The organism is Hafnia alvei, assembly GCF_034424155.1.
Classification (GTDB): Bacteria; Pseudomonadota; Gammaproteobacteria; order Enterobacterales; family Enterobacteriaceae; genus Hafnia; species Hafnia alvei.
Map to the genome: position 1 here is coordinate 1,752,994 of NZ_CP139992.1, position 25,808 is coordinate 1,778,801.

The 25,808-nt window shown below is 47.6% G+C and carries 23 protein-coding genes; 11 read left to right on the plus strand and 12 right to left on the minus strand.

The window, feature by feature from the left end:
• Positions 1–30 precede the first annotated feature (30 nt).
• Together U0008_RS08220 and ydfZ are read right to left on the minus strand one after the other, a co-directional pair.
• A complete protein-coding gene (locus tag U0008_RS08220) occupies positions 31–1,134 on the minus strand; it encodes a YcbX family protein (protein WP_043492547.1) in 1,104 nt (367 codons plus the stop codon).
• A gap of 206 nt (positions 1,135–1,340) precedes the next feature.
• Positions 1,341–1,544: a putative selenium delivery protein YdfZ gene (ydfZ, locus tag U0008_RS08225; RefSeq protein WP_025800999.1), complete on the minus strand. Its 204-nt coding sequence runs from the start codon at positions 1,542–1,544 to the stop codon at positions 1,341–1,343.
• A 474-nt stretch (positions 1,545–2,018) separates the two neighbouring features.
• Between ydfZ and rlmKL the strand changes: the two genes are divergently transcribed.
• From rlmKL to U0008_RS08260, 7 genes are all read left to right on the plus strand, one after another.
• Positions 2,019–4,145 carry a bifunctional 23S rRNA (guanine(2069)-N(7))-methyltransferase RlmK/23S rRNA (guanine(2445)-N(2))-methyltransferase RlmL gene (gene rlmKL, locus U0008_RS08230; RefSeq protein WP_043492553.1) on the plus strand — a complete coding sequence of 709 codons (2,127 nt, stop codon included), beginning with the start codon at positions 2,019–2,021 and terminating at the stop codon, positions 4,143–4,145.
• Positions 4,146–4,148: 3 nt separating this feature from the next.
• Entirely contained in the window at positions 4,149–6,053 is a 1,905-nt protein-coding gene (locus U0008_RS08235) for an ABC transporter ATP-binding protein (protein ID WP_043492555.1), read from the plus strand.
• A gap of 103 nt (positions 6,054–6,156) precedes the next feature.
• Positions 6,157–7,425 carry a membrane integrity-associated transporter subunit PqiA gene (pqiA, locus tag U0008_RS08240; protein ID WP_043492558.1) on the plus strand — a complete coding sequence of 423 codons (1,269 nt, stop codon included), beginning with the start codon at positions 6,157–6,159 and terminating at the stop codon, positions 7,423–7,425.
• Positions 7,418–9,058: an intermembrane transport protein PqiB gene (gene pqiB / locus U0008_RS08245; RefSeq protein ID WP_040045929.1), complete on the plus strand. Its 1,641-nt coding sequence runs from the start codon at positions 7,418–7,420 to the stop codon at positions 9,056–9,058. The genes pqiA and pqiB overlap by 8 nt, the downstream gene beginning before the upstream one ends.
• On the plus strand, positions 9,058–9,618 hold the full coding sequence (gene pqiC / locus U0008_RS08250) for a membrane integrity-associated transporter subunit PqiC (RefSeq protein ID WP_043492561.1): 561 nt from the start codon (positions 9,058–9,060) through the stop codon (positions 9,616–9,618). The genes pqiB and pqiC overlap by 1 nt, the downstream gene beginning before the upstream one ends.
• 260 nt (positions 9,619–9,878) lie before the next feature.
• On the plus strand, positions 9,879–10,046 hold the full coding sequence (gene rmf / locus U0008_RS08255) for a ribosome modulation factor (RefSeq protein WP_004095659.1): 168 nt from the start codon (positions 9,879–9,881) through the stop codon (positions 10,044–10,046).
• 323 nt (positions 10,047–10,369) lie between these two features.
• The gene (locus tag U0008_RS08260; RefSeq protein ID WP_043492564.1) at positions 10,370–11,314 is read left to right on the plus strand and encodes a LysR family transcriptional regulator; all 945 of its coding nucleotides are present in this window, start codon (positions 10,370–10,372) and stop codon (positions 11,312–11,314) included.
• A gap of 96 nt (positions 11,315–11,410) precedes the next feature.
• Here U0008_RS08260 and fabA read toward each other — a convergent pair whose 3' ends face one another.
• Both fabA and U0008_RS08270 read right to left on the minus strand, forming a co-directional pair.
• A complete protein-coding gene (gene fabA, locus U0008_RS08265) occupies positions 11,411–11,929 on the minus strand; it encodes a bifunctional 3-hydroxydecanoyl-ACP dehydratase/trans-2-decenoyl-ACP isomerase (protein WP_025801007.1) in 519 nt (172 codons plus the stop codon).
• A 68-nt stretch (positions 11,930–11,997) separates the two neighbouring features.
• Complete coding sequence (locus U0008_RS08270; RefSeq protein ID WP_172863863.1) at positions 11,998–13,743, minus strand: AAA family ATPase; 1,746 nt, start codon at positions 13,741–13,743, stop codon at positions 11,998–12,000.
• Between the two features lie 208 nt (positions 13,744–13,951).
• Here U0008_RS08270 and matP point away from each other — a divergent pair, with 208 nt between their 5' ends.
• A complete protein-coding gene (gene matP, locus U0008_RS08275) occupies positions 13,952–14,410 on the plus strand; it encodes a macrodomain Ter protein MatP (RefSeq protein WP_025801009.1) in 459 nt (152 codons plus the stop codon).
• Between the two features lie 119 nt (positions 14,411–14,529).
• Here the strand turns inward: matP and ompA are convergent, their stop codons facing one another.
• Together ompA and sulA are read right to left on the minus strand one after the other, a co-directional pair.
• The gene (gene ompA / locus U0008_RS08280; RefSeq protein WP_025801010.1) at positions 14,530–15,585 is read right to left on the minus strand and encodes a porin OmpA; all 1,056 of its coding nucleotides are present in this window, start codon (positions 15,583–15,585) and stop codon (positions 14,530–14,532) included.
• Positions 15,586–15,942: 357 nt separating this feature from the next.
• Entirely contained in the window at positions 15,943–16,452 is a 510-nt protein-coding gene (gene sulA / locus U0008_RS08285) for an SOS-induced cell division inhibitor SulA (protein WP_025801011.1), read from the minus strand.
• A gap of 221 nt (positions 16,453–16,673) precedes the next feature.
• Here sulA and U0008_RS08290 point away from each other — a divergent pair, with 221 nt between their 5' ends.
• Positions 16,674–17,297 (plus strand): TfoX/Sxy family protein, encoded by a 624-nt coding sequence (locus U0008_RS08290; RefSeq protein ID WP_043492567.1) that lies wholly within the window; start codon positions 16,674–16,676, stop codon positions 17,295–17,297.
• A gap of 86 nt (positions 17,298–17,383) precedes the next feature.
• Here the strand turns inward: U0008_RS08290 and yccS are convergent, their stop codons facing one another.
• Together yccS and U0008_RS08300 are read right to left on the minus strand one after the other, a co-directional pair.
• Positions 17,384–19,519: a YccS family putative transporter gene (gene yccS, locus U0008_RS08295; protein WP_043492569.1), complete on the minus strand. Its 2,136-nt coding sequence runs from the start codon at positions 19,517–19,519 to the stop codon at positions 17,384–17,386.
• An 11-nt stretch (positions 19,520–19,530) separates the two neighbouring features.
• Positions 19,531–19,977: a YccF domain-containing protein gene (locus U0008_RS08300; protein WP_025801014.1), complete on the minus strand. Its 447-nt coding sequence runs from the start codon at positions 19,975–19,977 to the stop codon at positions 19,531–19,533.
• A 210-nt stretch (positions 19,978–20,187) separates the two neighbouring features.
• Here U0008_RS08300 and helD point away from each other — a divergent pair, with 210 nt between their 5' ends.
• A complete protein-coding gene (gene helD, locus U0008_RS08305) occupies positions 20,188–22,242 on the plus strand; it encodes a DNA helicase IV (RefSeq protein WP_043492571.1) in 2,055 nt (684 codons plus the stop codon).
• A gap of 44 nt (positions 22,243–22,286) precedes the next feature.
• On the opposite strand, the gene U0008_RS08310 is transcribed toward helD, so the two are convergent.
• Together U0008_RS08310 and U0008_RS08315 are read right to left on the minus strand one after the other, a co-directional pair.
• Positions 22,287–22,745 carry a methylglyoxal synthase gene (locus tag U0008_RS08310; RefSeq protein ID WP_043492573.1) on the minus strand — a complete coding sequence of 153 codons (459 nt, stop codon included), beginning with the start codon at positions 22,743–22,745 and terminating at the stop codon, positions 22,287–22,289.
• A 104-nt stretch (positions 22,746–22,849) separates the two neighbouring features.
• A complete protein-coding gene (locus U0008_RS08315) occupies positions 22,850–23,359 on the minus strand; it encodes a YccT family protein (RefSeq protein WP_040045936.1) in 510 nt (169 codons plus the stop codon).
• Positions 23,360–23,560: 201 nt separating this feature from the next.
• Here U0008_RS08315 and U0008_RS08320 point away from each other — a divergent pair, with 201 nt between their 5' ends.
• Positions 23,561–23,977: a CoA-binding protein gene (locus U0008_RS08320; protein WP_025801018.1), complete on the plus strand. Its 417-nt coding sequence runs from the start codon at positions 23,561–23,563 to the stop codon at positions 23,975–23,977.
• A 56-nt stretch (positions 23,978–24,033) separates the two neighbouring features.
• Here the strand turns inward: U0008_RS08320 and hspQ are convergent, their stop codons facing one another.
• Positions 24,034–24,354 (minus strand): heat shock protein HspQ, encoded by a 321-nt coding sequence (gene hspQ / locus U0008_RS08325; protein ID WP_025801019.1) that lies wholly within the window; start codon positions 24,352–24,354, stop codon positions 24,034–24,036.
• Between the two features lie 157 nt (positions 24,355–24,511).
• Complete coding sequence (rlmI, locus tag U0008_RS08330; protein ID WP_043492575.1) at positions 24,512–25,705, minus strand: 23S rRNA (cytosine(1962)-C(5))-methyltransferase RlmI; 1,194 nt, start codon at positions 25,703–25,705, stop codon at positions 24,512–24,514.
• Between the last annotated feature and the right edge of the window lie 103 nt (positions 25,706–25,808).

The following is a 25,808-nucleotide window of genomic DNA, read 5'->3' on the forward strand; positions in this document are numbered from 1 at the left end:
AGAACGATAGCTATTATAGCGTGATGACGACTAGGCTAATTTGATATCGCTTTTAGGAATGCAGCTACAGCTAAGAATGAGACCATTCTCGCCTACGGCGCTTTTCTTCAACGGCGTAACTTCCCCTTCGTTTAGCGTTAATTTGCAAGAACCGCATAATCCAGCCCGACAAGAATAGGGAATTCGGATGCCTTGAGCTTCCAGCTGTTCTAACAGTATCTGCTGGTTATTGCCGGTAAATACCTGTCCTTGATATTCAATTTTGACGCTTTTTTTCCCTGAATCGGGTAGTGATAGAGATTCGTTTGTTTCTCCAGCCGAATATAGGCGAGGGGGGCGAATGCTGAGTATTTCAACGCTATCCCCTTGGCGAATAACCCCACCGTTGCGCGCGATCATATTCATACCGAAATCCACATCGCCATTGTCTGCGGTGCGGAATGACTGCAAGGTTTTTAACGGTTCACCTGCGGGGTGTTTACGCCCACGGTCGGTGCTCACGGTGGTCAGAATACAGCGGCTGCATGGTTTGACTAAATCAAAAATAATTTCGCCAATGCGGATAACCTGCCAGCTATCTTCGTCAAAAGCCTGAGCGCCGCTAACAACAATATTCGGTCTAAACTGTTCAATGCGAATGGCACTTGGGCTGCGCTGCTGTAAATTCTGAAACGAAGCTTCATTAATTAATAAAAAAGGGTAGCCGTCGGCAAACGTCAGCGGAATTTCTGGATGACGTTTTACGCGCCGAGTGAGTTCATCGCCTAGCCAACGAAGCTGTACGTCACGCTTAAAATAACGGCTAAGCCATACGTTTATCTGAGCAGGCGCAACCAGCGCGGTAAAATGATTCCCCCAAACCTCTGTGGGTTGCTGCTCATTAATAAAGTCGTGCCATAACACCATAATACTTTCACCGTCGGGCGCGGTGAGAGCAATACCGTTCGGTAATAAAGACGGTGTGAATGTCACCATTTGTGGATTTTGGCGAGCGGTAATAAAGGTGCCGTCAGTTTCAGTTATCATTAACGCACGATCGAATGCTAAACCACTTGGCAAAACCTGAGCCTGTGAAAGCTGTAAGCCACGCATGGATTTTATCGGATGAACATACAGCTTTGATAACGTGATCATTTCAGCATTTCCTCGTTCCGTCGTTTTAAAAGAATTTCAGCCGATCACTTTATGATACCTATGTCATATTGAACAGATAGCGCGACGTTTTCTTTTATGGGTACAGAGCTATCAGTCGGTGTAGAAGCGGAGGGGGAAGAGATGCAGTGCCGATCAAGAGATCTGCGACCGGCACTTAACGGTGAGTATTCACGCGCAAGATAGGATTAGTTCATCCCTAAGCGAACAAGCTCGGTTGGAACGTAACGATCGCTTAGATTATCGATATCTACGCATTTTGAACGACGGATTTGCGCTGAGGGTAGGTTGTCACCGTGAATCGCCGTAATTACACCAATCTCACCGGTACCACTCACCATTACGCGGCTGCCAACTTTAATAGCGTTGCGGTTACGATCGTATGTCATCACGCTTTCTTGGCTCATCTTCAGCTCCTCCTTCATCGTATATCTTCGGTAGGTCATGAATTCGGTGCGAGATTTTAAAATCGTTGTTTTGCAAAAAAAATGATTTTGATCAAATTTTTTATCACATCTATATCTATGAAATTGTTAACTATAATTTTTATCACGTAGCTATTGTGAGCATTTTTGTTAGCAAGTGAAAGTTTGAAAATTACACATTAGTCATTGCGTAAAAACAGGCTAAAAAGCGGGGCTGGCAAAAAGTTAAAATGAAGGATGGTGGTTTTTCATAGAAAAGTATCAAATGTAGGGTCCTACAGGTTAAAATAGCTAATTAACTTACTGATATTCATTTGTCAGAACCTAGCAAACGGTGTGACTTGCTGTGTAGTTATAATGCATGGAGTTGCATACTCATTTGATTATTAAGCTTTTTCTGGCTTTTAGTCTCCGTAAATTCTCTTTAGTGATAGTGAAAACATGAAATCTCTGTTTGCCAGCACCGCGCGCGGTCTAGAAGAACTGTTAAAAAATGAACTCGAAGCCCTCGGTGCGCACTCCTGTCAAATTGTTCAAGGCGGTGTGCATTTCCAAGGGGATGATCGTTTGCTCTATCAGAGCCTGCTCTGGAGCCGTTTAGCTTCGCGCATTTTGATGCCGCTGAATGAGTTTAAAGTCTATAGCGATCTGGATCTGTACTTAGGTGTACAGGCAATCGACTGGACTTCTATTTTTGGCGTCGATAAGACCTTTGCCGTGCATTTCACCGGCACCAACGAAGAAATTCGCAATAGCCAATATGGCGCGTTGAAAGTCAAAGATGCGATTGTGGATAGCTTCACGCGCAAAATTGATGCGCGTCCAACCGTCGCTAAACAAACGCCAGATATTCGTATTAACGTTTTCCTACAGCGCGAAACGGCCAGCGTGGCGTTGGATCTCAGCGGAGAAGGCCTGCATCAGCGCGGCTACCGCGACCTCACTGGCGCTGCACCGCTTAAAGAAACGTTGGCTTCTGCCATTGTGCTGCGTTCTGGTTGGAAAGTCGGCACGCCGATGGTCGACCCAATGTGCGGTTCCGGTACTTTGTTGATTGAAGCCGCGATGATGGCTTCCGATCACGCGCCGGGTCTGACCCGTCAGCACTGGGGCTTCACTGCGTGGAATGGTCATAATCCTGAATTGTGGCGTGAGCTGATGGCGGAAGCACAGGTGCGTGCGCGCCGTGGCCTGCAAGAACAGGAAGGTCAGTCACGTTTCTTCGGTTCAGATAACGATCGCCGCGTGATTGAAATGGCGCGTGCTAACGCCCGTCGTGCTGGCGTTTCCGAACTGATTACGTTCAACGTGGCTGACGTCAGCAACCTGAAAAACCCGCTGCCAGAAGGCCCAACAGGAACCGTTCTGAGCAACCCGCCATACGGTGAACGCCTAGAAAGCGAACCTGCCCTGATTGCGCTGCACAATGCGTTAGGCCGTATTATGAAAGGCGCATTTGGCGGTTGGCAGCTCTCTTTATTCAGTGCATCTCCTGAACTGCTGAGCTGTTTACAGCTGCGTGCTGAGCGTCAATTTAAGGCGAAAAACGGCCCGCTGGACTGTGTGCAGAAAAACTATCAGCTTGCAGAGAACCCGCTGGGTGCGCCAGCCGGCCAAATTGCTGAAGATTATGCGAACCGTCTGCGTAAAAATCTGAAGAAACTTGATAAGTGGGCGAAGCAAGAAGGCATTGAATGCTACCGTGTTTATGATGCCGATCTGCCAGAATACAACGTTGCCGTCGATCGCTATGCCGACAAAGTAGTGGTGCAGGAATATGCGCCGCCGAAAACCGTTGATGCGCAAAAAGCACGTCAGCGTCTGTTTGACGTGATTAACGCGACACAGTCGGTGATGAACCTGCCGTCTAACAGCTTGATCTTGAAAACCCGTGAACGCCAGAAAGGCAAAAGTCAGTATGAAAAACTGGCACAAAAAGAAGAGTTCATGCCGGTTAAAGAGTACAACGCTGAGCTGTGGGTTAACTTGACTGACTATTTAGACACGGGTCTGTTCCTTGACCATCGCATTGCCCGCCGCATGTTGGGCGAAATGTGTAACGGTAAGGACTTCCTGAACCTATTTGCTTATACCGGAACGGCTAGCGTTCATGCAGGGTTAGGCGGCGCGCGTTCAACCACCACGGTGGATATGTCACGCACCTATCTCGAGTGGGCAGAGAAAAACCTGCGTGCCAACGGGCTAACAGGACGTCAGCACCGTTTGGTTCAGGCTGACTGTTTGTCTTATTTGCATAACAGCGATGAACAATACGATGTGATCTTTATTGATCCACCGACGTTCTCGAATTCAAAACGTATGGAAGCCACGTTTGATGTGCAGCGCGATCATATTGATATTATGCGCAACCTTAAGCGTATGCTGCGTCGCCGTGGCACCATTATGTTCTCCAACAACAAGCGTGGATTTAAAATGGATCTTGAAGCGCTCGGTGCATTAGGTCTGGAAGCGAAAGAAATTACCGCTCAGACGTTGTCTCAGGACTTTGCCCGCAACCGTCAGATCCATAACTGCTGGCTGATCCGTCATGCTGGCGAGGAAAAGTAAGATATGTCGTTAATTAGTCTTTCCGGTGCATGGATTTCATTTAGTGATGCACCGTTGCTCGATAACACCGAATTACACATCGAGCCAAATGAACGTGTTTGCCTGGTAGGCCGTAATGGCGCAGGCAAATCAACCTTGCTGAAAGTACTGGGCAAAGAGTTACCGCTGGATGATGGACGTATCATCTATGAGCAAGATTTAGTGGTCTCTCGTTTACAGCAAGATCCGCCGCGTAATATCGGTGGGACGGTTTTTGATTTTGTCTCAGAAGGCGTTGCCGAGCAGGCTCAGCACCTTAAGGCTTATCATGATTTGCTGAAAAAGGTCGAATCCGATCCTAGCGAACAGAACCTGAACAAGCTTTCTGCGCTACAGGAAATCTTGGATCATCAAGGCTTATGGCGTATTGATAGCCGCATCAGCGACGTGCTGACCAAGCTGGGCTTGAACGCTGATACCGACCTGTCTGCGCTGTCGGGTGGCTGGCTGCGTAAAGCTGCTTTGGCTCGTGCGCTGGTATGCGAGCCTGATGTGCTGTTGCTGGATGAACCGACGAACCACTTGGATATCGAAACCATCACGTGGCTGGAAGATTTCCTGAAGGAATTCACCGGCAGCATCGTATTTATTTCCCATGACCGTTCATTTATTCGCAGCATGGCGACCCGTATCGTCGATCTGGATCGCGGAAAGCTGGTCTCTTGGCCAGGCAACTATGACGCTTATTTAATTGCGAAAGAAGAAGCGCTGCGCGTTGAAGAAATGCAAAACGCAGAGTTTGATCGCAAATTAGCGCAGGAAGAAGTCTGGATCCGTCAAGGGATCAAAGCACGTCGTACCCGCAACGAAGGCCGTGTTCGCGCGTTAAAAGCGATGCGTAACGAACATGCTGAGCGCCGTAGTGTGCAAGGTAATGCCAAGATGCAGGTTGAAGAATCGTTGCGCTCCGGCAAAATTGTCTTTGAGATGGAGAATGTTAATTACAGCGTGGCCGGCAAAACGCTGGTTCGTGATTTCAGCGTTCAGGTCAACCGTGGCGATAAGATCGCGCTGGTTGGGCCAAACGGCTGTGGTAAAACTACGCTGCTGAAACTGATGCTGGGTCAATTGCCGCCAGATAGCGGAAAAGTGCGCTGCGGGACGAAGCTGGAAATTGCTTATTTTGATCAGCATCGTGCAGAGTTAGATCCGGATAAAACCGTGATGGATAACCTGGCTGAAGGTAAGCAAGAAGTTATGGTTAATGGTCGCCCACGCCATGTTTTAGGGTATTTGCAGGACTTCCTGTTCCACCCTAAACGTGCAATGACGCCGGTACGCGCCTTGTCAGGCGGTGAGCGAAACCGTCTGTTGCTGGCGAAGCTGTTCCTGAAACCAAGTAATTTATTGATTCTCGATGAACCAACCAACGATTTGGATATCGAAACATTGGAATTGTTGGAAGAGCTGGTTGATGGTTATCAAGGCACGGTTATGCTGGTTAGCCACGATCGTCAATTCGTAGATAACTCTGTGACTGATTGTTGGATCTTTGAGGGCAACGGCGTTATCAACAGCTACGTGGGTGGTTATTACGACGCGCACAAGCAAAAAGCCGATATGCGTTCTTTTAGCCAACAGTCTGCGTCTAAACCTCAGACGAGTGCGAGCGCACCTAAAACTGAAGCGAAAAAGCGCAGCAATAAGATGAGCTATAATTTGCTACGTGAATTAGAGCAGCTTCCCGCACGCCTTGAAGAGCTGGAAACTGAGCTGACGGCTATGCAGGAAAAAGTGGCTAAACCTGATTTCTTCAATCAATCCCATGAAGAAACTCAGAACATTCTGCAAAAGATGGCGGAAGTCGAGCAGCAGCTTGAAACGGCGTTTGAGCGTTGGGAAGAGCTAGAAGCAATGAAGAATGCTTAATCGATCTGCCTAAGACGGAATAAAGCCTGACTAACGCAGAGTGATGTGTTGTGTCAGGCTTTTTTATGCATTTTATGTAGCAACCAAATAGTGGGAAAAAATCATGTGTTCTGAACATCATCTGGATTCAGAAAACAAAATATTATGCCCGCAATGTGACATGCTGGTGGAGCTGCCAGTATTGCCAGAGGGCTCTAAAAGTAGCTGTCCTCGTTGTCATACCACCTTGATGGTGAAGTGGCGAGAGCCGCGTCGTCAGCCCGTGCTGTACGCCATTTGTGCACTGTTTATGCTGGTGCTGGCTAACTTATTTCCCTTTGTTAACATGTCCGTTGCCGGGATCCGTAATGCCATCACTCTGATTCAGATCCCGCAGGTGCTGGTTTCAGAAGACTATGCCAGTATGGCATCGTTGTTTATGATTTTTGTACAGCTGATACCTGCGTTTTGTATGGTTTCGATTATTCTGCTTAATTTGCGAATACCGATGCCGACAGAACTCAAGGTTATGATGGCAAAGATCCTCTTTAAATGCCGCTCGTGGTGCATGGTTGAAATCTTCTTAGCGGGGGTTCTGGTTAGCTTTGTGAAGCTGATGGCCTATGGTGATGTCGGTGTGGGTACCAGTTTCCTGCCTTATTGTCTATTTTGCGTTCTGCAGGTGCGCGTATTCCAAGTGATCGATAAACGACTTCTGTGGAGTGATATTGCGCCCGCACCGCAGCATCCGGAAAATTTACGTGTTGGCCTAACCGGGCTTCAGCAAGGGTTACGCTCTTGTTCTTGTTGTTCGGCTATTTTACCCGCCGATCAGTTGTCGTGCCCTCGCTGCCATAGCAAAGGTCACGTACGTCGCCGTAATAGCTTGCAATGGACGATGTCCTTACTCATCACGGCAATTATGCTGTATATCCCCGCAAACGTTCTGCCGATTATGGTGACGCAGGCGCTGGGTACCAAACTGACTTCAACGATTATGGCTGGGGTTATTTTGCTATGGGGCGAAGGCTCTTATCCGGTCGCCATGGTTATTTTTATCGCCAGTATTATGGTTCCCACGCTGAAAATATTAGCGATAGGGTGGCTATGCTGGGATGCCAAATATGCCACTCGCGGTGACAGCGAGCGTATGCATTTTGTTTATGAAATTGTGGAATTTGTGGGGCGCTGGTCAATGATTGACGTATTTGTTATCGCGGTGCTTTCTGCGTTGGTAAATATGGGCCAATTGATGAGTATTTACCCTGATATTGGAGCGTTACTTTTTGCGATGGTGGTCATTATTACCATGATCTCAGCGATGACATTTGATCCTAGATTGCTCTGGGATCGGGAACGTGGCTTAACGTACAAGGAGCCTCAAAGTGAATGAGCAAGAAACTGGCGTAGCTAAGGTTGAAAAAATCAAACGCTGGTCCCCTGTCTGGATTGTCCCTATCGTCACGGCACTGATCGGCGCATGGGTGATTTTTTATCATTTTAGCCACCAAGGACCGGAAGTGACGTTGATTACCTCTAGTGCAGAAGGCCTAGAAGGTGGAAAAACGGCGATCAAAAGTCGTAGCGTTGACGTGGGTATGGTTGAAACCGTCACGCTAAATGAGGATTTGACGCAGGTTATCGTAAAAGCACGCTTGAACTCAGGAATGGAAAAGCTCCTGCGTAAAGACAGCGTGTTCTGGGTAGTAAAACCACAAATAGGCCGAGAAGGTATTTCAGGGCTCGGAACGTTGCTTTCTGGGGCTTACATTGAGCTGCAACCGGGTTCAAATAAAGAGACTCGAGATGAGTACAATTTGCTTGATCAGCCGCCGTTAGCCCCACCGGATGCGAAAGGCATCCGCGTAACGTTAAACAGCGAGCAGGCTGGACAGCTTAGCCCAGGCGATCCGGTCTTATTCCGTGGCCTACGCGTGGGCTCTGTTGAGACCAGCCAGTTTGATCCAAAAAACCGCCAGATTCACTATCAGATCTTTATCTCTGCGCCGTATGACACCTTGGTGACGGACAATGTTCGCTTCTGGATCGACAGCGGCGTTGCATTCGATATGTCGGCTCAGGGAATGCGTGTGGAGATGGGCTCATTAACTACGCTGTTTAGCGGTGGTGTGAGCTTTGATGTACCACAAGGCTGGTCAGTCGGTAAGCCTGCGGCAAATCAGTCTCAGTTTGCATTGTTTGATAACCAGCGAAGTATTCAGGAATCACTATATACAGAACATAAAAGTGTGCTGATGTTCTTTAGTGACTCTATTCGTGGTTTGCAGGCCGGTGCTCCGGTTGAATTCCGCGGCATTCGCTTAGGTACTGTGGCTGAAGCGCCTTACTTTGTCACTGGTCTAAGCCAGAAGTTGGACTCTGATTATCAGATTCCGGTCTTGGTTAATATCGAGCCGGGACGTATTCAGCAAAAACTGGGTGATAACTTTAACGTCGAGCAACATCTATTCTCCGGCGTCGGTGAAGGTTTACGCGCATCACTGAAATCTGCCAACTTGCTAACTGGCTCGCTGTATATTGATTTGGACTTCTATCCACAGGCTAAGCCGTGGAAAGGGCCGCGTAAAATTGATGGTTGGCCGGTCGTTCCTACGGTGAGCGGTGGCTTAGCGCAGCTGCAACAGAAACTGACCGCGACACTCGATAAAATCAACTCGTTGCCTATCGAGCCAATGATTAATGAAGCGACTAATACCTTGAAAGCCAGCCAGAAAACGATGGCAGAAACGCAGAAAACGTTGGATGCGTTGAATAAATTGGTTTCAAGTAAAGAGGCGCAAGCATTACCAGGCGATATGCAGAAAACGCTGACTGAGTTGAATCGCAGTGTGAAAGGCTTCCAGCCAGGCTCTCCAGCCTATAACAATATGGTTGGTGACATGCAGCGCTTGGATCAGGTGTTACGTGAGCTACAGCCAGTATTACGTACGCTTAATGAGAAGAGCAATTCACTGGTATTTGAAGCGCCAGCTGGCAAAGATCCGCAGCCTAAGAGGACAAAATAATGAAAATCTGGATGCTGGGAGCGGCTGCTTTGCTGCTGAGTGCATGTAGTGGCCAACCACAGAAAAGTTACTATCAACTGCCGGTTCCCGTGGCGAGCACCGCGGTGGTGCAAGGGCCTGTCAATAGCGATACGCATCAGCTATGGCTTGAGCGTGTGAGCGTGGCAGATTTTCTGAGCGCCCTCGGCGTGGTTTATCAAACTAATGATGTGCAGTTTGTCACCGCTGGGAACAATCTTTGGGCAAGCCCGTTGGAGCAACAGCTTCAGCAAACGATGGTCGCGAATCTGAGTGTGGCAATGCCAGGCTGGATTGTTTCATCTCAGCCGCTAGGCAACGCTCAGGATACGCTGAATATCAGCGTGACAGGCTTCCATGGCCGCTATGATGGCAAGGCAGTTATCAGCGGTGAATGGATATTAACGCGTAATGGTCAACTGACTAAGCGAGCGTTCAACTTAGTGCTTCCTGTGCAGCAGGATGGCTATGATGCGCTGGTTAAGACGCTCGCGGAAGGCTGGCAACAGGAAGCGCAGCAGATCGCGCGTCAGGTTCAGTAATACGCTAGACTAACATTGTCTAAATAAACCCCGACCAGAGTAAGAATCGCTGGCCGGGGTTTTCTTTATGTAGAACAGATGATTGTCAGATATCGCATTAAATACTGTTAAATGACGACGTCTTGTTGCTCACATTTGTGACACTGGTATGAATTTTGCGCATTGACCCTCAGGCTAAAAGCGGCTATTGATTATGTGTGATGGTGAAAAAGTCATCACTGTTTTCTTTCCAGCAGAACTGAAAATGAGGGAAACGAGGCATGAAGAGACAAAAACGCGACCGCCTAGAACGGGCTCAATCACGTGGGTATCAGGCTGGTATTATCGGGCGCTCAAAGGAGTTTTGCCCATATCAATCGGTAGATGCAAGGTCACATTGGTTGGGAGGCTGGCGGCAGGCCATGGAAGACAGGTCGGTAATGGCCTGATGGTCATCGCTTTCAATTCGGATTAGCAATAAAAACCTCTGCGAGCGCAGGGGTTTTTATTCAGCAAATTAACTGACTTATGAATATATACGAAATTTATTTAAATTTTATATGTATAAATAAATTCCTTATATTTTTAATCCTAAGTTAAATTAGGCTTTATTTTTTATAACCTATCAGATAATGTATTATTGAATGAATTATTATAGGATTGTGAATTCATTCCATGGACGAATAATTTGGTTTTGTCATATTTTAAATTGTTATTAATTTAATGAATGGTATGACGCCAAAAATGGAGCTTGCTATTTGGAGTTATTGGGATGTTTGAACATCAGGATAGTTTAAAATCATTAAGGAAATTTGACCTAAATTTATTAACGGTTTTCGAGGCTGTTTATTTTTATAAAAGCGTGAGTAAAGCGGCTGATATTTTAGGTATGACATCTCCAGCGGTAAGTCAGAGCATTCAAAGACTCAGACAGTATTTCCCAGATCCTCTGTTTATAAGAGATGGAAAGGGGATATCAGCAACGGTTTTTGCTGATAGCATGCATGAAAACATAAAGGGAAGCTTAAACGGCATTATTGATATTTTTGCTGATAAGGGAGATAGTATCCGAAATCTGGTGATTTGGAGTGACCCTCATCTGGCTCAATTATTGATACCAGATGTCTGTAGTCACCTTATGTCATCAGCGAAGATTAAGTGCCGAATTGCTCATAATTTGTTACCTGAAGATCCTATCGAAGTAGAGCATGCGCTGCTATACCATAAAGCAGACATTATTTTTGATATTGTTCCAATCTATAACTCGGCTATTGAATCCGAGCTGATTTATAGTGAGGAAATTGTAATGGTTTGTGGTAAAAATCACCCGAGAATGAGTGGTGAAGTGGCAACTGACTGCATAAGGGATGAGCGTTACACAACAATTACTAAAAATAGAAAAAAAATTAATGAGTTTAGAACAAAAATAGATACGCTTTTAGGGAGTAAAAGAACGGTGTCTTTTGCATCACCATCTTTAATTACAGCTCTAGCCGTGATTGAAAAAACGAATGACGTCGGATTTTTCCCTGAGTCAATGTATGAGAAATTTAAAGATATATATAATCTTAAGCGTCTAGATTGCGAGGTTGATCTAGGGACTTATGAAATCTATATGTCTTATAGTAAAAAGGCACAGCAAGATAAGGCGTTATTAGATCTCATTAATAAAGTTAAAGAAGTTCTGATTACGAATAATACCGTCGTTCATCGTTAGATAACGGAATGTCGGTTGTTTAGAAAAGAAAAAGCGCAGCAAGAAGAAGCTGCGCTTTTTTATTCGTAAATGGCAATAGCCACAGACCCTAATGCATTAGAATGCGCTGGTATCTTTGAATAAGCCCACTTTCAGATCAGATGCGTTATAAATCACCTGACCATCAACTAATACTTCACCATCAGCCATACCCATGATTAAACGACGGTTGATGACGCGTTTAAAATGAATACGGTAGGTGACTTTTTTTGCAGTAGGTAGAACTTGTCCGGTGAATTTCACTTCACCAACGCCCAGTGCGCGCCCTTTGCCTTCGCCGCCTAACCAGCCAAGGTAGAAGCCGACCAGCTGCCACATAGCATCTAAGCCTAAACATCCTGGCATCACGGGATCGCCAACGAAATGGCAACCAAAGAACCATAGGTCAGGATTGATATCCAGCTCAGCTTCTACATAGCCTTTGTTGTAGTTACCGCCGTCTTCGGTCATTTTCACGACACGATCCATCATTAGCATGTTGCCTGACGGCAGTGGTGGTCCACCAGCACCGAACAGTTCACCGCGTCCAGACGCTTCAAGGTCTTCTTTAGTATAAGATTCGCGTTTATCTACCATAATTCTTGTAAGCCTTATTTTAATGAAGGGTGCATGTTAGCTAACACGTGTACGCTGAACAAGTCCGATCAGCCATGGTTGAACCAGTTTAGCCAGCGTAATGGCCAAGGCAACTGACGTTTATCCATTGGACTGATAGCCGCAATTCGATCTTGAATTGCTCCGATAAGGCTAGGCCCAGTCTCACTACGGTATACTACGCCGGTCAGAATTGGCAGTGCATCTTCCGCATTTTCCACGGCCCAAAGGTGGAACGTTCCAGCTTTAACCGCGTCGATAACTTCTGTACTTAGGCATAAATGACGAGCGTTGGTTGCCGGGATAATCACGCCCTGAGAGCCCGTTAAGCCACGACGCTGGCAGGCTTCAAAGAAGCCTTCAATCTTCTCGTTAACGCCGCCAATAGGCTGTACATGTCCAAATTGGTCTACAGAGCCGGTGACTGCGATCTGTTGATTGATTGGTGCAAGAGAAAGCGCGCTGACCAGTGCACATAGCTCAGCCAGTGAAGCGCTGTCGCCATCAACTTCACCATAAGATTGCTCAAAAACAATTGAGGCAGAGAAGGGAAGTTGCTGTTCTAAATCTAATTCAGAGATCAGGAAGGCTTGCATAATCATCATGCCCTTGGCATGCAGATTACCGCCCAATTCCGCTTTGCGTTCGACGTCAGTAAATTCGCCGTCGCCCAGATGTACAGCGCAGGTAATACGTGACGGCTCGCCAAACATCAGCGGGTGTCCAGGATACTCTAATACCGACAGGCCGTTGATTTGACCAATGACCTCACCTTCGGTTTCTATCAGAATTTGGCCTAGCTCAATTTCATCATGCATACGTTCGGCAAGATAGCCCTCACGCCAGCGGCGAGAGGCGAGCGTTTCATTGAGAGCTTGGGCATCAATAACCTCATTGCTATGCAGCGCTGCTTCACGCAGCGTGCGTGCGATGAGCGTTGGGCTTAGTGGCAACGTACCTTGGTCGCCAATAGCTCTGATGGCCGTATGGACGAGGATTGGCCATGCATCCTCTGCAATCGGTGGAAGCTGGTATTCATTAGCAATGGTTGTCACCAGTGAGCACCAACGCTGCATGTCCTCGGTATCGACCAATGACATGTCAGCTTCAAACTCACCATAAATTGAGTTGAAGCATAAATCAGGTTCCATATCCTGAAAATCAGCTAATCCTTCACGATCGCTAACCAGAATGACCTTTAAATCGATCGGCATATCCGGAATGTGAACCGGCAGCGGTTTATTATCATCCGGTGAGAACCATTTGAATTTTCTGCCAAGCACAATTTGTTTCAATCGCAGCCAAAGAAGCGGCTGTGCAAGCATCGTACGCAACGACAGGATTAACACACCGCCGTTTGCTTTGTGGACCATGCCGGGTTCAAGGGTGATTTTTCCATTGGACTGACGAACAGTGCCAAACAATTGCTCACCTTCATACCAGTCGGCAAAAAGTGACGTTGTGGTTGCTGCAAAATTCGCCTGAGGATTATCAGCCGGCATGATGCTGACGTGCATACCATCGATGTGATATTGGCTGCCTCGCAAGGTGAGCTCCGGTAATAACTCTCCGGTCGCACGATGCAGGATTGCCAAATACTCATAGGTCTCCTCTGCCTTCAAGATCATAAAAGGTGAAGGTGATTGCGGATGACAGAAATGGGCCAAGCTGTTTTCCAAGCGAGGCTGATATTCTGAGAACGTCAGCGCAGGCTGTTGTGCCGCCGCAGAGAAAACAGACTGATAAGGTGTCGTATCGGGCAGTAGCGATTGCCAGTCGAGTCGATAATTGCTCAAAGTCGTCAATTTTATTGTCAGTAGGAAAACCGCAATTATACAAGATTCCACCGCCCTGCACAGGAAACAACGGCAGAAGAGTCAAAAGGAAGTGATTTCGATACCGAGCTGGATAAAAAACAATCAATAATAAAACATGAAATATCTGCAAAACTGAAAAAAGTTGTTATTCTTATGGGAAGTTACCGTGTCACTGGCAGATATCTCAATGAAATACCAACAGCTTGAAAATCTGGAAAGTGGGTGGAAGTGGAAATACTTGGTGAAGAAACACCGAGAAGGCGAAGCGATCACCCGTTATCTAGAAACGAGTATGGCCCAGCAGGCTGTTGATCAGCTGCTAAAGCTTGAGAGTGAGCCTGTTAATGTTCACGAGTGGATCAGGGAGCACATGAATCCCGATCTGCAAAACAAGATGAAACAAACCATTCGTGCACGGCGAAAGCGGCATTTCAACGCTGAGCACATGCATACGCGTAAGAAATCGATCGATTTAGAGTATTTGGTTTGGCAACGTTTGGCCGGGCTTGCTCATCGGCGCGGGAATACGCTATCTGAAACTATCGTGCAGCTGATTGAAGATGCTGAACGCAAAGAACAGTATGCAAACCAGATGTCTTCATTGAAGAAAGATTTACAGTCATTTTTAGGGAAGCCCTCGGAATAACAGCGTGGTTACCCCAAGCACTGCCTTCAATGAACGCTAAGTACAATGACCGCTAAGTACAATGTATAAAAAAAGCCTCGCAATGCGAGGCTTTTTGATTAAAGGACCAACGAGTTAACTTAAGCCTGTGGCTGAGTAACTACGTCTTTGATGCCTTTAACTTCGATTTCTACGCGACGGTCTGGAGCCAGGCAGTCGATCAGAGCTGCGCGAGCTTTAACGTTGTCACAGGTAGAACCAGTAACTGGGTCAGCTTTGCCCATGCCACGTGCAGAGATTTTGTCTGCAGGGATACCTTTAGATACCAGGTAATCTACAACGCTCTGTGCGCGCTGTTCAGACAGTTTCTGGTTGTATTGTTCAGAACCGATACGGTCGGTGTAACCCAGAACAACAACAGAACCGTCTTTAGGATCCAAGTTGCTCAGCTGAGAATACATCTGATCCAGAGCCTGCTGGCCTTGTGGTTTCAGAGTTGCTTTGTTGAAGTTGAACAGAACGTCAGACTTCAAAGTGAAACGCTTGGTTTCAACAACTGGAGCTGGAGCTGGTGCTGGAGCAACAACTGGAGCAGCTTCATCCTGACCGAAACGGTAGGTAACACCTACGCTCAGCAGGGTGTTGTCTGGACGTGCAGCAGTTTCGTTAGCATCGCCAATGTTGCTTACGAACTGATAGTCAAGACGGGTAGCCCAGTCTTTGTTCAGTGCGTATTCAACACCGATTGCAGCCAGTGGAGAAACACCGGTGTCGTGGCTGTCGATGTAACGGCCGCGAGTTTCAGAGTTTGCAGAACCGTCAGCGCGCCATACCATACCACCCAGACGAGTATAGATGTCCAGATCGTCAGCAATTGGGTAGCTCAGTTTAGCAGCCAGCTGAACGCCTTGAGATTTGAAAGCACCGTTGTTGTTGCCACGGTATTCCATACGACCTAACCAGTCGTAGCCCATTTCAAAGCCCAGGTATGGGTTTGCTTGGTAACCGAAGAACGCACCGCCGCCTAACTGGTCAGGACGAACGTTGGTGCTACCGAAATGGTTGATGCTGTTGTCGTAGTAGTGGGACCAGCCCAGTTTACCACCAACATACCAAGTATCATCTTTAGGTGCTGCTTGCGCTACGGTAGCGAAACCAGCGAGTGCCACTGCTAATGCGATAGCTGTCTTTTTCATTTTGCGCCTCGTTATCATCCAAATAGGCCAAAGAGCTAGATTGCTACAATTAGCCCTTGGTTAAAATCCTTTGCTAGGTTTTCGCTCGATTAAATACTGTGCCAATTTTCTCGGCGTTATAGAGCAACCTTCGCGATAACAAGTCTACAACGAGATTAGAAACTTACAAGTACGATGTGATATAGCTCAACAAAAAAACCATTAATGTGTACACTTCGTTTAACGTTTTGTTCAAAAAATAAACGTCGTTTTTTTCACAAAAAAGAGCAGTAATGCAGGCGCAATGCGGGTTTCTGCTATAAAATTAAATAATTAGCAGTGAAAAAATAGTGCTAATAAGATTTCTCTTAAATTTACTTAATGAAACAATTTGGACTGAATTTTTAGCAAATTTCGTTGTCCTTGGTCTGGTTCCGAGTTCAGATCGGGTTGCATAACCAGTCCAAAACACTCTCCCTCCTGCGCCGCTTTTCTTAATCTTGCGCGTTCATTTTGAGTTAACGGCGGCAGCCAGCCCAATACAACACTATAGTTACCGCTACGTAGTGCGCACTCCATCGCATAAATAGAATCTACAGGCTCAATCTGATTGAGCTGCATAACCTTACTTGCGGGCAAACCTGAATCAGCCAGCCATTGTTTACTCAGTCTATGTTGCGGATTCAACCAGAGTAACCAGCGAGACTGCTTACCGAGCTGACGCAGTAACGGAAGCAAAAGGAGAGACAACATAGGCTGATGTTCGCTATAGACCAATTCACTGATGACGCCAGCATAGGCATTCCCTTGCTCTTCAGTTTCATGATGCGCTGACGGGCTTAAAAATGATGAGCGTTCGGTGTAGTGATGCAGTGACTGTGTGCGCATGATATGTTCTCGCTGTGTGTACTGTATGAATGTACAGTACATGGGTGATCGGCAGAGATCAACCTATTTTTTACAATGCTCTTCGCAAATCTGCGATGAAAACGAGCTAAAGCTAACTTTCAGTTTGGATGCTTTTCGGTAATTCGTTATGTTCTTAATTCACTGTTATTACTCAATAAAGTAACTATTAGTATTGTGAATGCATATCAAGGGAGTTACATATGAAAGGATTGTTAACTGAAAGAGCTGCCGTTGCGTGTGACGTTTTTTCTTCGCTCGGTGCGGTGACTTTGCGCTCGCAGTTTGGAGGTTTTGGTGTATGGCTAGACAAAACCATGTTTGGCGTTGTCTCCGATGGGGAGCTATACCTACGAGCGCATGATGAGCTGAAATCTCGTTTTCTGACTTATGGTATGAAAGCGTTCATTTATACTAAACGAGGAATACCGGTACGTTTAAGTTATTACCGCGTTGAGCATAGCATGTGGGATGCCCCTGCCTTTTTGCAGCACCTCGCGAATGCCTCGCTGGAACAGGCAGTGATGCTTAAAAGATCATTGCGGGCGGCAGAAAGTACAGGCCTGAGATCGCTGCCCAATATCAACAATATGATGGAGCGACTCTTGGGGAAAATAGGTATTACGAGTCCCGAGCAGCTGATTAGCATAGGGGAAACAGAAGCATTTGTCCGACTTAAAAAAATGAATGCCAATCTGCACAACCGCTTGCTTTTCGATTTAGCGGGGGCAGTCAGGAAATGCCATGAAGCGGCGCTCTCATATCAGGTTCGGGCCACACTGGATGAATGGTTGAAACAAAATACCTATCGGTGGCAGAAAAAATAGTGTGGTTTACACGCTAACGGGGAGCCAAAATAAGGCTCCCATCAGCGTAGTGCTACTTAGTACTAAATTGAGAGGTTAGGGCAAGTTTAGGCTGGAATAAGCTCACGCTTGAGCTGCATCAGTTCCGGCAGCACGCCCATCATTAGACTTATCTGCTGCACAACTAACTGTTCGGCATTATCAGACGGAGATGCGTACGCTTCCAGACGCTGCTTAAGACCCTGTATAGCCACTTCGGTACGTTCAGCAATGCTATCGTCATAGTTCAGAGCATCGTCCATATAACACGCGGCATCATCCAGCATGCTCAGCACTTCGCCGTTATCCAATTTTTCCCGATGCGCACCTAATGCTGAGATATAGCTAAGCAGCGTATGGTTTAGACACAGCAGACGGAAAGCAGACTCTTGCGTCTGAGCATCATTTTTTGGTTCTGCTGACATGTTTGAAATCACAGATGCCAGCTCCGCATCGCAGTTATGAGCGTCACGTCGCGCGATTCGATAATCCAAACCGTTGGATTTGCCCTGATGGTATTGCACCAGAATGGCGTCGAGATAGCGACAATCGGCGTTAAGCGTCTTTTGTACCACCGCAGGCAATGCGCGAAATTTCCAGTCAGGCCAGATAAACGTGACCGCTGCCCATGCAATAGCGCATCCCACCAGCGTGTCGAAAACTCTTGGCCCCGCGACTTCAAAGCCTTCGCCTAAAAGGTTAAAGCACAATAATACCAACAGCGTGATGAACATGGTGGCATGCGCGTATTGCACGTTACGAAATGCAAAGAACAGCACCCCGCTTATCACGATCAGCAACATTTGGCCGTCGAGTGATGGCACAAAATAGAGGATCGGTAATCCCAACAACACCCCAGCCAGTGTACCAATAATACGCAGCGCCAATCTTCGCTTGGTGGCGTTGTAGTTAGGCTGACAAACGAACAAGCTCGTAAGCAGGATCCAATAGCCGTGATTTAAACCGGTAAATTGAATAAATGCGTAGCCCACGCCTAAGACTATCGACATGCGGACTGCGTGGCGGAAGAGGGCGGATTGCGGAGTGAGATGCCGGCTGATCCGAAGTTTCATGTCATTCCAACCGCTGATGCGATCGTCAGACAGGGTATTTTCCTCTTCACGTTCGGCAGCCAGAGACTGTTCAGATTCAATATTAGCTAGCTGAGCATCTATCGCTTTGAGATTCAGCAGCAGATTAAACAGAGACTTCACTAAAATATGCTGATGGCCGTGCTGCGTAGCAATGCGTTGCAGCGTTGCTTCTAAATGGGTAAAGACTCGTTCAAAGCGTAAATCATGCTGGTATTTCTGCTGAAGCAGGATGGATTGCGATAACTGCGAACAGGCGCGCGCTTGTAGCATCAAGAGGCGCTGGAAGCGGAATAAAACGTCACTATAGCGAAACATCTCGCTCAGTTGCTGGTATTGAAAATGCGAAGAGCTGGCACGTTCGTGAATATCTTGTGCGACAAAATAATAATGCAGGGTACGGCGTGTACCGCGCTGGCCTCGGTCGCCTTTTAAACGCGTGAGCAAAGACGCTTTCGTCTGATTCAGCGTGGTAACCAAATTACTGTTAGCCATCGCCACGTCAATCAGCGGTTGATTAAAATTCCCTTCCTGATCGGGATCGAACAAATTGGATTTTGCATCGAGATAAACGGCTAACTGACCATAGCTACGCGCTAAAGCTTCTTGCAACGGTCGAATAGGGAAAATCAAATGACCCAGCAGCGTCAAGACGTTGTACCACACCGCACCAACCACCAAGAGCAACGGCTGTTGATACCAAATGTGATACATCGAGGTACCTAGCATGGTGTAAATAGCGATCAATAGTGCGCCGAATGCGATAGTTGCATAGCGTTGCCCTAACGCACCCAGCAAAATAAACCCGATGGTGGACGCCATCAAACCGATGGCAAAGAACCACGGATAAGGGAATAGAATTTCAATCGAAGCGGATGCAATGAAAAAGCAGGTTAGGGTAATGGCTAAATTACGCAGTCGCCCAACCAGACGGTCATCAAGATCGGCTAGGGCTGCAGCTACCACGCCGAGGGTTAGCGGAATCGTTAACCGCGGCTCACCGATGAACCACGGCAGGCCAGCCGCTCCCGCGAGCGCAATAAAAATACGAAAGTTATAAAGCAGGGCGCTGCTGTACGCATAGCGCCTTAAACCTGGTGCAAAAGAGAGCACGTTGTGACCCTTTATTTAAAACGACGACTCGCATTGGCGATACGCATCTGCTGCGCAACTTCAACGGGTACGACACGGCGACCCACTGGCCATAATGCAATAGCAGCAATTTTAAAGTTGGCAATGCCAACTGGAATGCCAATGATAGTGACGCACTGCACGATCCCCGCGGCAATATGTGATAAGCACAGCCACCAGCCGAAGAGAATAAACCAGACAATATTCAGCAAGGTTCCACCGGTAGAAAGCAGCGCGTTTTTACGGTCTGGATATAAGTCATCCACATGAACAGCTTCATTACCAAACGGCAGCAGAGAAAGCTTGGTTATTTCCCAGCATGAGCGCGTTAATGGCAGCGTGAATATTAAAATAACGCTGACTGCGGTCGCTAATAGCCATCCCAAAGTCGTGAAAAAACCACCCAGAACAAAATTAAGAATATTAAGTACAGTTCTCATAGATCTTTACCTAAATAACAACATTAACAATATGCATTTTACCGCGCAGTTTACCCTGTTTTGACTTTCTCTGATATTCATCTGCTATATCCACAGCGTAAAAGAGGGAAAATTCATAAAGATAAGCGCCATAACGCAGGTTCTAGGTATGTTGCAGGAACACAGGTAAACTATAGTGATACTGAAGAACGAAAATACAGTGGCGAAACAATGGAACTGAGAGCAACCAAAATGGGCCAACATCTGGCTCAGCATCCTTATAACCGTGTCAGACTGTTGAATGCGGGCGTTGAGGTGAGCGGCGATCGCCATGAGTACCTTATTCCGTTTAACCAATTGGTCGCCATTCATTGCAAACGAGGCATTGTGTGGGGCGAATTAGAGTTTGAACTCCCTGAAGCCAAAGTGGTGCGTTTGCACGGCACCGACTGGCAAGAGACGCAGCGCTTTTATCACCACCTACAGCAAAGCTGGCAGGCGTGGAGCGATGAAATGGCGCAAATCAGCGCCGACGTACTTTCTGCACAGGTCACCGAATTAGAACAGCTTAATCAGCAAGATCGTTGGCTCAAGCGCAGCGAACTCACAGATATTTGCACCATGATTAAAGGCTGTTTCGCAGCCATTCCTTTGCCGCAGCAGCGCCTTGAAGAGTTTGATAGCTGTCGAGAACGCTATCGCTATTGTCTTAAGTGGCTGAACTACGGTCTAAAAATGGTTGATGAACGCAATCAGCAATGGACCACGCGCATGCTGTCAGAGCACGCCGAGTTCTTCGAACAGGTAGAAAGCCAGCCGTTAAATTCTTCTCAAGCACAGGCCGTGGTGAACGGTGAAAACGGCGTTCTGGTGCTGGCCGGTGCCGGTAGCGGTAAAACATCCGTGCTGGTGGCGCGCGCAGGTTGGCTATTGCTGCGTAAAGAAGCCACGCCAGAGCAGATCCTGCTGCTTGCATTTGGGCGTAAGGCCGCAGAGGAGATGAACGATCGTATTAAAGAGCGTTTGCATACGGCAGATATTCAGGCCAAAACCTTCCATGCTTTAGCGCTGCAAATTATCAATCACACCGGCAAGAAAACGATCAATATCAGTAAGCTCGAAGGTGATGCTCAGGCTCGGCAAAAGCTGTTGGTGAAAACCTGGCAGCAAGAGTGTGCAGCGAAAAAAGCGCAGGCGAAGGGCTGGCGCCAATGGTTAACCGAAGATCTGGATTGGCAGGTTGATGAGGAAAACTACTGGCAAGACAAAAAGCTCGCGATGCGCTTAGCCCCCAAACTGGAACGTTGGGTAGGGCTAATGCGTGAGCATGGCGGTTCGCAGGCCCAGATGATTGAAGATGCGCCGGAAGAGATTCGTGATTTATTTCAAAAGCGCATTCGCCTGATGGCTCCGTTGCTCAAAGCTTGGAAAACGGCACTAAAAGATGAAGGCGCAGTAGATTTCCCTGGGCTGATACAGCAGGCGATCGCCGTATTGGATAAAGGGCGGTTTATTAGTCCGTGGAAGCACATTCTGGTCGATGAGTTTCAGGATATCTCACCGCAGCGAGCAAGGCTGCTTGAAGCGCTACGTAAGCAAAACTCACGCACGAACCTGTTTGCTGTCGGAGATGATTGGCAGGCGATCTATCGTTTCAGCGGCGCAGAACTGACGCTCACCACCGCGTTTACTCAGCATTTTGGTGACAGCGATCGGCGCGAGCTTGATACCACGTATCGCTTTAACCGCCGTATCGGCGAAATAGCCAACGGCTTTATCCAGCAAAATCCTCATCAACTACGCAAATCGTTAAATAGTTTGTCTGAAGGGCCGAAGAAAGCGGTGACGATTCTGCCGCAGGAGCGTCTGGAAGATTTGCTAAACAAGCTCAGCGGCTACGTAAAACCTGAAGAGCGCATCCTGATTCTGGCGCGTTACCGCTACCTTAAACCGGATGTTTTAGATAAAGCCGCCACGCGTTGGCCTAAACTCAACATTGAATTCACGACTATTCACGCCAGCAAAGGACAGCAGGCTGACTATGTGATTATTTTAGGCTTACAAGAGGGGAAAGATGGCTTCCCTGCGACAACGGGCGAATCCGTCATTGAACAGGTTCTGTTGCCACAGAGCGAAGACTTCCCAGACGCTGAGGAACGCAGGCTGCTTTATGTCGCGCTAACGCGAGCACGCCATCAAGTGTGGCTGATGCAGGATGTCGATAAGCCGTCGGTGTTTGTTGACCAGCTCAAACGGCTGGGCGCAGCGGTACAGCGCAAACCATAAAAAATGGGGACTTAAGTCCCCATTTTTGTCTCTTTTTTCCAGATTTACTTCAAACGCTCGGCTAAGTAGCGCTGATAATCGGGGATCGCGATCTCGACTTCGTCTTTAAACATCGGAGAGCTAATCAGGAAATCGGCCGTAGAACGGTTATTCGCGACGGGAATATTCCAAACCGTCGCCAAGCGCAGCAATGCTTTGACGTCGGGATCGTGTGGAACCGCATTAAGAGGATCCCAGAAGAATATCAGCATGTCGATTTTCCCTTCCGATATCAGAGAACCCACCTGCTGATCGCCACCCATTGGGCCACTCAGCATGCTGTTGACGGGAATGCCGGTCGCGCGTTGGATAAGATTACCCGTGGTGCCGGTAGCAGATAGCTGATGTTGTGCCAGCTGGTCGCGGTTTGCTTGCACCCAGCTCAGCAGCGCTTGTTTGCAGTGGTCGTGGGCAACAAGCGCGATATGTTTTTTCTTAGCAATAGTGCGGGTGGTGAGTTCCATGTCTAGACCTTTAGCCAATCATATGAATTCACACACAATACAATAAGCTCGCTCACCATAATCAGACTAGACGCAAAAAATGAAGCTGCCTGATGATTAATTCATCATTTTTGTGTTTTTTTAACCAGCGCAGGCAGAGCGGCTGAGGCATCGGAGAGGTTATAGCGCTGCATAGCCTGTTCATAGTTTGCTAATAGCGGCTGGCTGATGTGCAAAACATCGGATTTATATTCCACCGGATTACCACGGTTATTCAATAAATCGAAGCTGAGGCTTTTCTCAAACGCGCGAACGTCATGTTCGTTAAGCAGCTTGGGAATTTTAATGCTGATTGAGGTGTAGTCACGAACGTCAAATACCACCACTAAAGGTACCGAGGTGAACATCCGTTGGTGCTGTCCCGCTGGGGGAACCATTTTCTCCACGCGGAACAATATTTGATGAACACCGCCGTTCAGTTCCAGACTATCGGCGCTTTTAAATAGGGCACTCGGCAGCGGCTGACCATCAACGGCCAGAAGTTCGACTTCTGAGCTAAACTTTAAGGTAGTAGCAAAAACGGACTGGCTGAGCAAAAATAGCAACGCACCTGTCTGTAAAACGCGATATCTCATGAAACCCTCAACTATAGACTGTGCGAAGGACATTGTTCAGTAGCCAGCATGGTGTGTCAAAGTATTTTGTTATTCATACTTACTTACATGTTAGCCGATGAATATCAAATATACCCACAACCACGACTCACTTAGGCTAAGCAAAGTGATAAGAATGACTCGTTTCGCCCACTCTTTGTATTTGCCACTTATGGAGCCAGCATGACCGAACAACAGATTAAATCTATTCTGCAACAGGTAAAGCACATCGCGTTAGTCGGTGCGAGCGATAAGCCACATCGCGCAAGTTATGAAGTCATGGCGTATCTGTTAGAACAAGGCTATCAGGTTACGCCCGTCAGTCCCAAATTGGCAGGGCAAAACCTGCTAGGCCAAAAAGTGTATGCCACCTTAGCTGAAATACCACACCCAATTGATATGGTTGACGTATTTCGGAATTCAGACGCAGCCTATGGCGTGGCGGAGGAGGCGATTGCTATAAACGCTAAAGTGCTGTGGCTACAGCTTGGGGTTATCAACGAACAGGCTGAACAGCTGGCGACAGAGGCCGGATTACAGGTTGTGATGGATCGCTGCCCTAAAATTGATATTCCGCGCTTAGGGTTAGAAAAGGCGTAAGGCAAAAACAAAAAAGCCCAGAACACTGGGCTTTTTAAAGAAAAGAATTCAGAACGTTAGTTTCTCAGCCGTGGTGCCTGCAACTGGTGGCGGATTGATTCGGCCAAATCATCCATAGAAGGCTGTTCAGGATGGGCATCGCTGTTTTCACCATCAAGCTGCGCTTCAGCCAAATAGGTATGCACCGCTTCACCATCATCATTCTCCATCACAACGTGATACCACGGCATATGACGCAAATGTTCATTTGCGGCTAGCTCGTCGGCGTCGGGTGCGACTTCGAGTGAATATTCAGGGTCAATATCTACCACCACGCCCAATGAGCCTAACAGTTTGTGGCGTACCTGCTGTCCGATGCCAAATTTGCTGGTAATCATAATGACCTCCTGAGAAACCGTTGCTCTTTCCCCTGTCATTGCGGGTCGCACCAACAGGGTTTACCTATAAATATGTGGGCGGAGACGAACGTTTCAACCTTATCCATGGTATTTGCCGCTGCCTGAAACCGTTCATGGCAGCGACAATCGCTTTTGATTAACCGACTACACGACAAGCAAAGCCTTTCAGATACAGACCTTCAGGGTAAGACGCGATAACCGGATGGTCGGCCGCCTGACGATACTGCTCTATAAATTGTACATCACGTCCAGCATCTATGGCGGCGTCGGCTAAAATTTTCTGGAACAATTCGATTGGCATGAGCCCTGAACACGAGAAGCTCAGCAAGATGCCGCCGCTGTTCAGCAAGTTCATTGCCAACATATTGATATCTTTATAGCCACGGCACGCGCCCGCCAGCTGACTTTTGTTTTCTACAAACTTCGGCGGGTCCATGATGATAAGGTCAAATTTGCGGCCTTCATCGCGGTATTTGCGCAGCAGTTGGAAAACGTCGTCGCGGACGAATTCAGCTTTGCTCAAATCTAGCTGGTTGAGCTCGACGTTTTGGCGTGCCACATCTAATGCCGCCTGAGAGGTGTCTACGCTGATCACGTGCTCACAGCCGCCCATCAGTGCGGATACTGCAAACGCACCGGTGTAAGAGAAACAGTTCAGCACTTTGGCTTTGGCTGAGAAACGGCGCGCGGCGAGTCGGCTGTCGCGCTGATCGAGATAAAAGCCGGTTTTATGGCCTTCTTTGATATCAACCAAAATCTGCATGCCGTGCTCACGGATAGGCAGTAAGGCTGGTGGTTCATCGCCCAGCACTAAACCTTGCGCCAGCGGTAAACCTTCTTTTTTACGCACCGCAACGTCTGAACGATCGTAAATAGAGCACTCTGGGTAGCAATGCTGCAGCGCGGCTAACAGATTAGCACGCTGGTATTCAGCGCCTGCCGAAAGTAATTGCAGGACGATGAAGTTTTGGAATCGGTCAATGGTAATGCCCGGCATACCATCAGACTCACCGGCGATCAGGCGATAACCCGTTAAATCATCACGCTCGGCCAGCCAGGTACGCCAGTGCTGAGCGGTTTGCAGACGATTGATGAAAAAGTCACGATCCACGGCTTCCTGCTGATCAAAGGTCCAAACACGCGCACGGATTTGAGACTGAGGCGAAAAAGCGGCGCGGGCCAGCCATTTTCCCTGAAAATCGCAAACGTCGATGGTTTCACCTGAAGCAGCATTACCCTCAACGCGGGTCACTGCACCGGAGAATACCCATGGATGGCGGCGGAGTAAGGACTTTTCGCGTCCTTTGGCAAGAAATAAACGTGCGGTCATGTTAGTTTTCTATGATCTATGATGAATCAGACAAATAAGGTGCGACATTGTCCGGTTATGGGACAAGAAAAGCAAATACCCAAATCATTCGGAGCTTAGGGAG

Excerpts from the sequence above, each read along its gene's own strand:
- U0008_RS08220 (WP_043492547.1), bottom strand. The coding sequence starts at position 1,134 with ATGATCACGTTATCAAAGCTGTATGTTCATCCGATAAAATCCATGCGT.
- rlmKL (WP_043492553.1), top strand. The coding sequence starts at position 2,019 with ATGAAATCTCTGTTTGCCAGCACCGCGCGCGGTCTAGAAGAACTGTTA.
- U0008_RS08235 (WP_043492555.1), top strand. The coding sequence starts at position 4,149 with ATGTCGTTAATTAGTCTTTCCGGTGCATGGATTTCATTTAGTGATGCA.
- pqiA (WP_043492558.1), top strand. The coding sequence starts at position 6,157 with ATGTGTTCTGAACATCATCTGGATTCAGAAAACAAAATATTATGCCCG.
- pqiC (WP_043492561.1), top strand. The coding sequence starts at position 9,058 with ATGAAAATCTGGATGCTGGGAGCGGCTGCTTTGCTGCTGAGTGCATGT.
- rmf (WP_004095659.1), top strand. The coding sequence starts at position 9,879 with ATGAAGAGACAAAAACGCGACCGCCTAGAACGGGCTCAATCACGTGGG.
- U0008_RS08260 (WP_043492564.1), top strand. The coding sequence starts at position 10,370 with ATGTTTGAACATCAGGATAGTTTAAAATCATTAAGGAAATTTGACCTA.
- fabA (WP_025801007.1), bottom strand. The coding sequence starts at position 11,929 with ATGGTAGATAAACGCGAATCTTATACTAAAGAAGACCTTGAAGCGTCT.
- matP (WP_025801009.1), top strand. The coding sequence starts at position 13,952 with ATGAAATACCAACAGCTTGAAAATCTGGAAAGTGGGTGGAAGTGGAAA.
- ompA (WP_025801010.1), bottom strand. The coding sequence starts at position 15,585 with ATGAAAAAGACAGCTATCGCATTAGCAGTGGCACTCGCTGGTTTCGCT.
- sulA (WP_025801011.1), bottom strand. The coding sequence starts at position 16,452 with ATGCGCACACAGTCACTGCATCACTACACCGAACGCTCATCATTTTTA.
- U0008_RS08290 (WP_043492567.1), top strand. The coding sequence starts at position 16,674 with ATGAAAGGATTGTTAACTGAAAGAGCTGCCGTTGCGTGTGACGTTTTT.
- U0008_RS08300 (WP_025801014.1), bottom strand. The coding sequence starts at position 19,977 with ATGAGAACTGTACTTAATATTCTTAATTTTGTTCTGGGTGGTTTTTTC.
- helD (WP_043492571.1), top strand. The coding sequence starts at position 20,188 with ATGGAACTGAGAGCAACCAAAATGGGCCAACATCTGGCTCAGCATCCT.
- U0008_RS08310 (WP_043492573.1), bottom strand. The coding sequence starts at position 22,745 with ATGGAACTCACCACCCGCACTATTGCTAAGAAAAAACATATCGCGCTT.
- U0008_RS08315 (WP_040045936.1), bottom strand. The coding sequence starts at position 23,359 with ATGAGATATCGCGTTTTACAGACAGGTGCGTTGCTATTTTTGCTCAGC.
- U0008_RS08320 (WP_025801018.1), top strand. The coding sequence starts at position 23,561 with ATGACCGAACAACAGATTAAATCTATTCTGCAACAGGTAAAGCACATC.
- hspQ (WP_025801019.1), bottom strand. The coding sequence starts at position 24,354 with ATGATTACCAGCAAATTTGGCATCGGACAGCAGGTACGCCACAAACTG.
- rlmI (WP_043492575.1), bottom strand. The coding sequence starts at position 25,705 with ATGACCGCACGTTTATTTCTTGCCAAAGGACGCGAAAAGTCCTTACTC.